Below are 4894 nucleotides of genomic sequence, written 5' to 3'. Positions count from 1 at the left end.
GCGGCACGCCCGACACCGGTAGCGTGGAAGCCCGTGAGCCTGGCCATGTCGGTATAGCTCGGCCCCTCCACAATGAGGACAGCTCGTGCACGTGGTGGCGAGCATATCCCGGATCTCCCCAGCTTCAGCTCCCTTGCTCCATTCATTCAGCATTTCACGAATGACGCCCCGCTGCTCCGGTGACAGCTCAATTAATTGTGCCGCTAGCGCACTGAACTCACTCTTCTTCATCGCCGCCTCCCATGTCTGCAAGTACTTGTCAGACCTGAGTTTGGGCGGGCAGTTCCACACCTAGCCGCGACATAGCCAAAAAAAACGCGCCCGAGGGGCGCGCCGGTGTCCGGGCGGGCGCCGCTTAGCGCGACGCGCTGGTGCCGTAGTAGCTATGCACCTCGGTGGCCCAGGTCTGGTTGGCCATGTTGGGCCAGTGGTCGGTGTCGAAGCCGGGCGCGTTCTCGATGCGGTCCTTGTCGATGTTCATCGTGAAGCGCTTGTTCACGGTGTCCAGGGTCAGCGCCTCCCACGGCACGGCGAACAGCTTCTCGCCGATCGACATCACGCCGCCGCTCGACATCACGGCGTAGGCGACCTTGCCGCTGGCCATGTCGATCATGATTTCCTTGATCGTGCCCAGGTGCTCGTTCTTGAGGTTGTGCACGTGGTCGCCGATCAGCGTGTCGGCGCCCATCAGTTCCGGGCCGGGGCCTTTATGGCCGCGGTCCACATACATGCCATAGGCATCGCGTTCTTCGTAGCTCATGTCGTCCTCCTGTAAAAAAATCCATTGTCCCGCGGCGGCGGGCCGGGCTCTGTACGCTGCACCACATACGGGGAAATCTTGCATTTTTTATCACCCCGCCCCGGGAGTTGCAGGATTTTCAGGCAGCGGGGATGAGAAAAAGCGGACTTTAGGATATAATTTCAATTTCCCGCAGCGTGCCGTTCGGCACCCTATCTCGCAATGACCAAATATGTCTTCGTCACCGGTGGTGTCGTGTCTTCCCTTGGCAAAGGGATCGCCGCCGCCTCCCTCGCCGCGATCCTCGAATCGCGCGGCCTCAAAGTCACCATGCTCAAACTGGATCCGTACATCAACGTCGATCCGGGCACGATGAGCCCCATGCAGCACGGCGAGGTGTTCGTCACCGACGATGGCGCGGAGACCGACCTCGACCTCGGCCACTACGAGCGCTTCATCTCCACCCGCATGCGCAAGGTGAACAATTTCACCACCGGCCAGATCTACGAGTCCGTGATCCGCAAGGAACGCCGCGGCGAATACCTGGGCAAGACCGTGCAGGTGATTCCGCACATCACCAATGAAATCCAGGACTACATCCGCCGCGGCGCGGAAGGCTACGACGTCGCCCTGTGCGAGATCGGCGGCACCGTCGGCGACATCGAATCGCTGCCGTTCCTGGAGGCGGCGCGCCAGCTGAGCCTGCGCGCCGGCCGCAAGAACACCGCCTTCGTGCACCTGACGCTGGTGCCCTTCATCGCCTCCGCCGGCGAACTGAAAACCAAGCCGACCCAGCACTCGGTGCAGAAGCTGCGCGAGATCGGCATCTCGCCGAACGCGCTGCTGTGCCGCGCCGACCGCGCCATCCCGGAGGACGAGCGCGCCAAGATCTCGCTGTTCTCGAACATCGAGGAACGCGCCGTGATCTCGGTGTGGGACGTGGACACCATCTACAAGGTGCCGCAGATGCTGCACGACCAGGGCCTGGACGCCATCATCTGCGAGGCGCTGGACCTGAACCCGGCGCCGGCCGACCTGTCCATGTGGAGCAAGCTGATCCACACGCTGGAGAACCCGAAGGCGGAAGTGGCTATCGGCATGGTCGGCAAGTACGTCGAGCTGACCGAGTCGTACAAGTCGCTGACCGAGGCGCTGCGCCACGCCGGCATCCACAACGAGTCCAAGGTCAACATCGAGTACATCGACTCGGAGGAGATCGAGACCACCGGTTGCGCCGGGCTGTCGCAATACGACGCCATCCTGGTGCCGGGCGGCTTCGGCAAGCGCGGCGTGGAGGGCAAGATCATGGCCGCCCAGTTCGCCCGCGAGAACAAGATCCCCTACCTGGGCATCTGCCTGGGCATGCAGGTCGCGCTGATCGAGTACGCGCGCCACAAGGCCGGCCTGGCCAACGCCAACTCCACCGAGTTCGAGCCGCAGACCGACCAGCCCGTGGTCGCGCTGATCGACGAGTGGCAGGGCCTGGACGGCAAAGTGGAAAAACGCGACGAGAAGTCCGACATGGGCGGCACCATGCGCCTGGGCGCGCAGGCCTGCGCCGTCAAGCCGGGCACGCTGGCGTCGGAGATCTACGGCAGCGTCGTGACCGAGCGTCACCGCCACCGCTACGAGGCCAACAACCACTACCTGGGCCGCGTGGAAGCGGCCGGCCTGGTGGTCGCCGCCCGCACGCCGACCGAGGATCTGTGCGAGATCATGGAACTGCCGCGCAGCGGCGAGAACGCGCACCCGTGGTACATGGGCGTGCAATACCACCCCGAATTCAAATCGACCCCGCGCGACGGCCACCCGCTGTTCACGTCCTACATCAAGGCGGCGCTGGCGCACAAGGCGGCCAAGGGCGGCCACCTGCGCGCCGTCGAGACTCTTCAAGGAGACGCGGCATGAAACTGTGCGGATTCGACATCGGCCTCGACCGGCCGTTCTTCCTGATCGCCGGCACCTGCGTGATCGAGTCGCGCCAGATGGCGTTCGACACCGCCGGCGCGCTGAAGGAAATGACCGCCGAACTGGGCATCCCCTTCATCTATAAATCGTCCTTCGACAAGGCCAACCGCTCGTCCGGCACCTCCTACCGCGGTCCCGGCATGGACAAGGGCCTGGAGATCCTGGGCGACGTCAAGCGCGAGCTGGGCGTGCCGGTGCTGACCGACGTGCACTCGATCGAGGAGATCGGCGTGGTGTCGTCCGTGGTGGACGTGCTGCAGACCCCGGCCTTCCTGTGCCGCCAGACCGACTTCATCACCGCCTGCGCCGAGTCGGGCAAGCCGGTGAACATCAAGAAGGGCCAGTTCCTGGCCCCGGGCGACATGAAGAACGTGATCGACAAGGCGCGCGCGGCCGCCAAGGCCAAGGGCCTGGACGAGGACAACTTCATGGCCTGCGAACGCGGCGCCTCCTTCGGCTACAACAACCTGGTGTCCGACATGCGCTCGCTGGCCATCATGCGCGAGACCGGCGCGCCGGTGGTGTTCGACGCCACCCACTCGGTGCAGTTGCCGGGCGGCAACGGCACCTCCTCGGGCGGCATGCGCGAGATGGTGCCGGTGCTGTCGCGCGCCGCCGTGGCGGTGGGCGTGGCCGGCCTGTTCATGGAGACCCACCCGAACCCGGCGCAAGCGCTGTCGGACGGTCCGAACGCCGTGCCGCTGGGCCGCATGAAGGAATTGCTGTCCACCTTGATCGAACTGGACCGCATCACCAAGAAGGCCGGCTTCCTCGAATCCAGCTTCAACTGATCGGGTTTTAAAGTTTCACCGGGGCGGGCCCGGCGTATAGAAAACATACGCCGGGCCCGCTTCCACATCCGGGCCGGCTCTGGTACCCTTGCCGCACTTTTCGCGCGCGCGGTCGAGACCGCCGCCTGGAACCAGTTTCGCTTAACTATTGGAGAATGACATGAGTGCTATCGTAGACATTATCGGCCGTGAGGTGATCGACTCGCGCGGCAATCCAACCGTGGAATGCGACGTGCTGCTGGAGTCGGGCGTCATGGGCCGCGCGGCCGTGCCGTCGGGCGCCTCGACCGGTTCGCGCGAGGCCATCGAGCTGCGCGACGGCGATCCGAAGCGCTACTTCGGCAAGGGCGTGCTGCAGGCCTGCGAGAACATCAACACCGAGATCTCGGAAGCCATCATGGGCCTGGACGCCAACGAGCAAGCCTTCCTGGACCGCACCCTGATCGACCTGGACGGCACCGAGAACAAGTCGCGCCTGGGCGCCAACGCGATGCTGGCCGTGTCCATGGCCGTGGCCAAGGCCGCCGCCGAGGAAGCCGGCCTGCCGCTGTACCGCTACTTCGGCGGTTCGGGCGCGATGCAAATGCCGGTGCCGATGATGAACGTCATCAACGGCGGCGCGCACGCCGACAACAACCTGGACATCCAGGAATTCATGATCATCCCGGTCGGCGCCCCGTCGTTCAAGGAAGCCATCCGCTACGGCGCCGAGGTGTTCCACACGCTGAAGAAGATCCTGCACAAGAAGGGCCTGAGCACGGCCGTGGGCGACGAGGGCGGCTTCGCGCCTTCGGTGTCTTCGCACGAGGAGGCGATCAAGCTGATCATCCAGGCCATCGAGGAGGCCGGCTACGAGCCGGGCGCGCAGATCGCGCTGGGCCTGGACTGCGCCGCCTCCGAGTTCTTCAAGAACGGCAAGTACGAGCTGGAAGGCGAGGGCATGAGCCTGACCGCCACCGAGTTCACCAGCCTGCTGTCTAGCTGGTGCGACAAGTACCCGATCGTGTCGATCGAGGACGCGATGGGCGAGGGCGACTGGGACGGCTGGGCGATCCTGACCGAGGCGCTGGGCAAGAAGGTGCAGCTGGTGGGCGACGACCTGTTCGTCACCAACACCAAGATCCTGAAGGAAGGCATCCAGAAGGGCATCGCCAACTCGATCCTGATCAAGATCAACCAGATCGGCACGCTGACCGAGACCTTCGCCGCCATCGAGATGGCCAAGCGCGCCGGCTACACCGCCGTGATCTCGCACCGCTCGGGCGAAACGGAGGATTCGACCATCGCCGACATCGCCGTGGGCACCAACGCGCTGCAGATCAAGACCGGTTCCATGTCCCGTTCGGACCGCATGGCCAAGTACAACCAGCTGCTGCGCATCGAGGAAGACCTGGGC

At 64.6% G+C, this 4894-nt stretch carries 5 protein-coding genes; 3 read left to right on the top strand and 2 right to left on the bottom strand.

Translation table 11 applies throughout. From position 1 onward, the window contains the following. Together BM436_RS38775 and BM436_RS35685 are read right to left on the bottom strand one after the other, a co-directional pair. Window positions 1-105 (bottom strand): transposase-like zinc-binding domain-containing protein (locus tag BM436_RS38775; protein WP_371859716.1); only part of this gene is annotated, 105 nt, incomplete at its 3' end. A gap of 250 nt (window positions 106-355) precedes the next feature. Further along, complete coding sequence (locus tag BM436_RS35685; RefSeq protein ID WP_093561659.1) at window positions 356-760, bottom strand: PRC-barrel domain-containing protein; 405 nt, start codon at window positions 758-760, stop codon at window positions 356-358. Between the two features lie 201 nt (window positions 761-961). On the opposite strand from BM436_RS35685, the gene pyrG reads away from it, so the two are divergent. The 3 genes from pyrG to eno form a co-directional block, all read left to right on the top strand. After that, the gene (gene pyrG, locus BM436_RS35680) at window positions 962-2647 is read left to right on the top strand and encodes a CTP synthase (protein WP_093561658.1); all 1686 of its coding nucleotides are present in this window, start codon (window positions 962-964) and stop codon (window positions 2645-2647) included. Then, complete coding sequence (kdsA, locus tag BM436_RS35675; RefSeq protein WP_093561657.1) at window positions 2644-3498, top strand: 3-deoxy-8-phosphooctulonate synthase; 855 nt, start codon at window positions 2644-2646, stop codon at window positions 3496-3498. The genes pyrG and kdsA overlap by 4 nt, the downstream gene beginning before the upstream one ends. Before the next feature lie 160 nt (window positions 3499-3658). After that, window positions 3659-4894, top strand: a 1236-nt coding sequence (gene eno / locus BM436_RS35670; RefSeq protein ID WP_093561660.1) for a phosphopyruvate hydratase, incomplete at its 3' end; no start/stop codon positions are given.

This window comes from Pseudoduganella namucuonensis (genome assembly GCF_900116645.1).
Lineage (GTDB): Bacteria > Pseudomonadota > Gammaproteobacteria > Burkholderiales > Burkholderiaceae_D > Rugamonas > Rugamonas namucuonensis.
The sequence above is the reverse complement of the archived record's forward strand: the minus strand, read 5'-3'. Positions and strand labels throughout refer to the sequence as shown.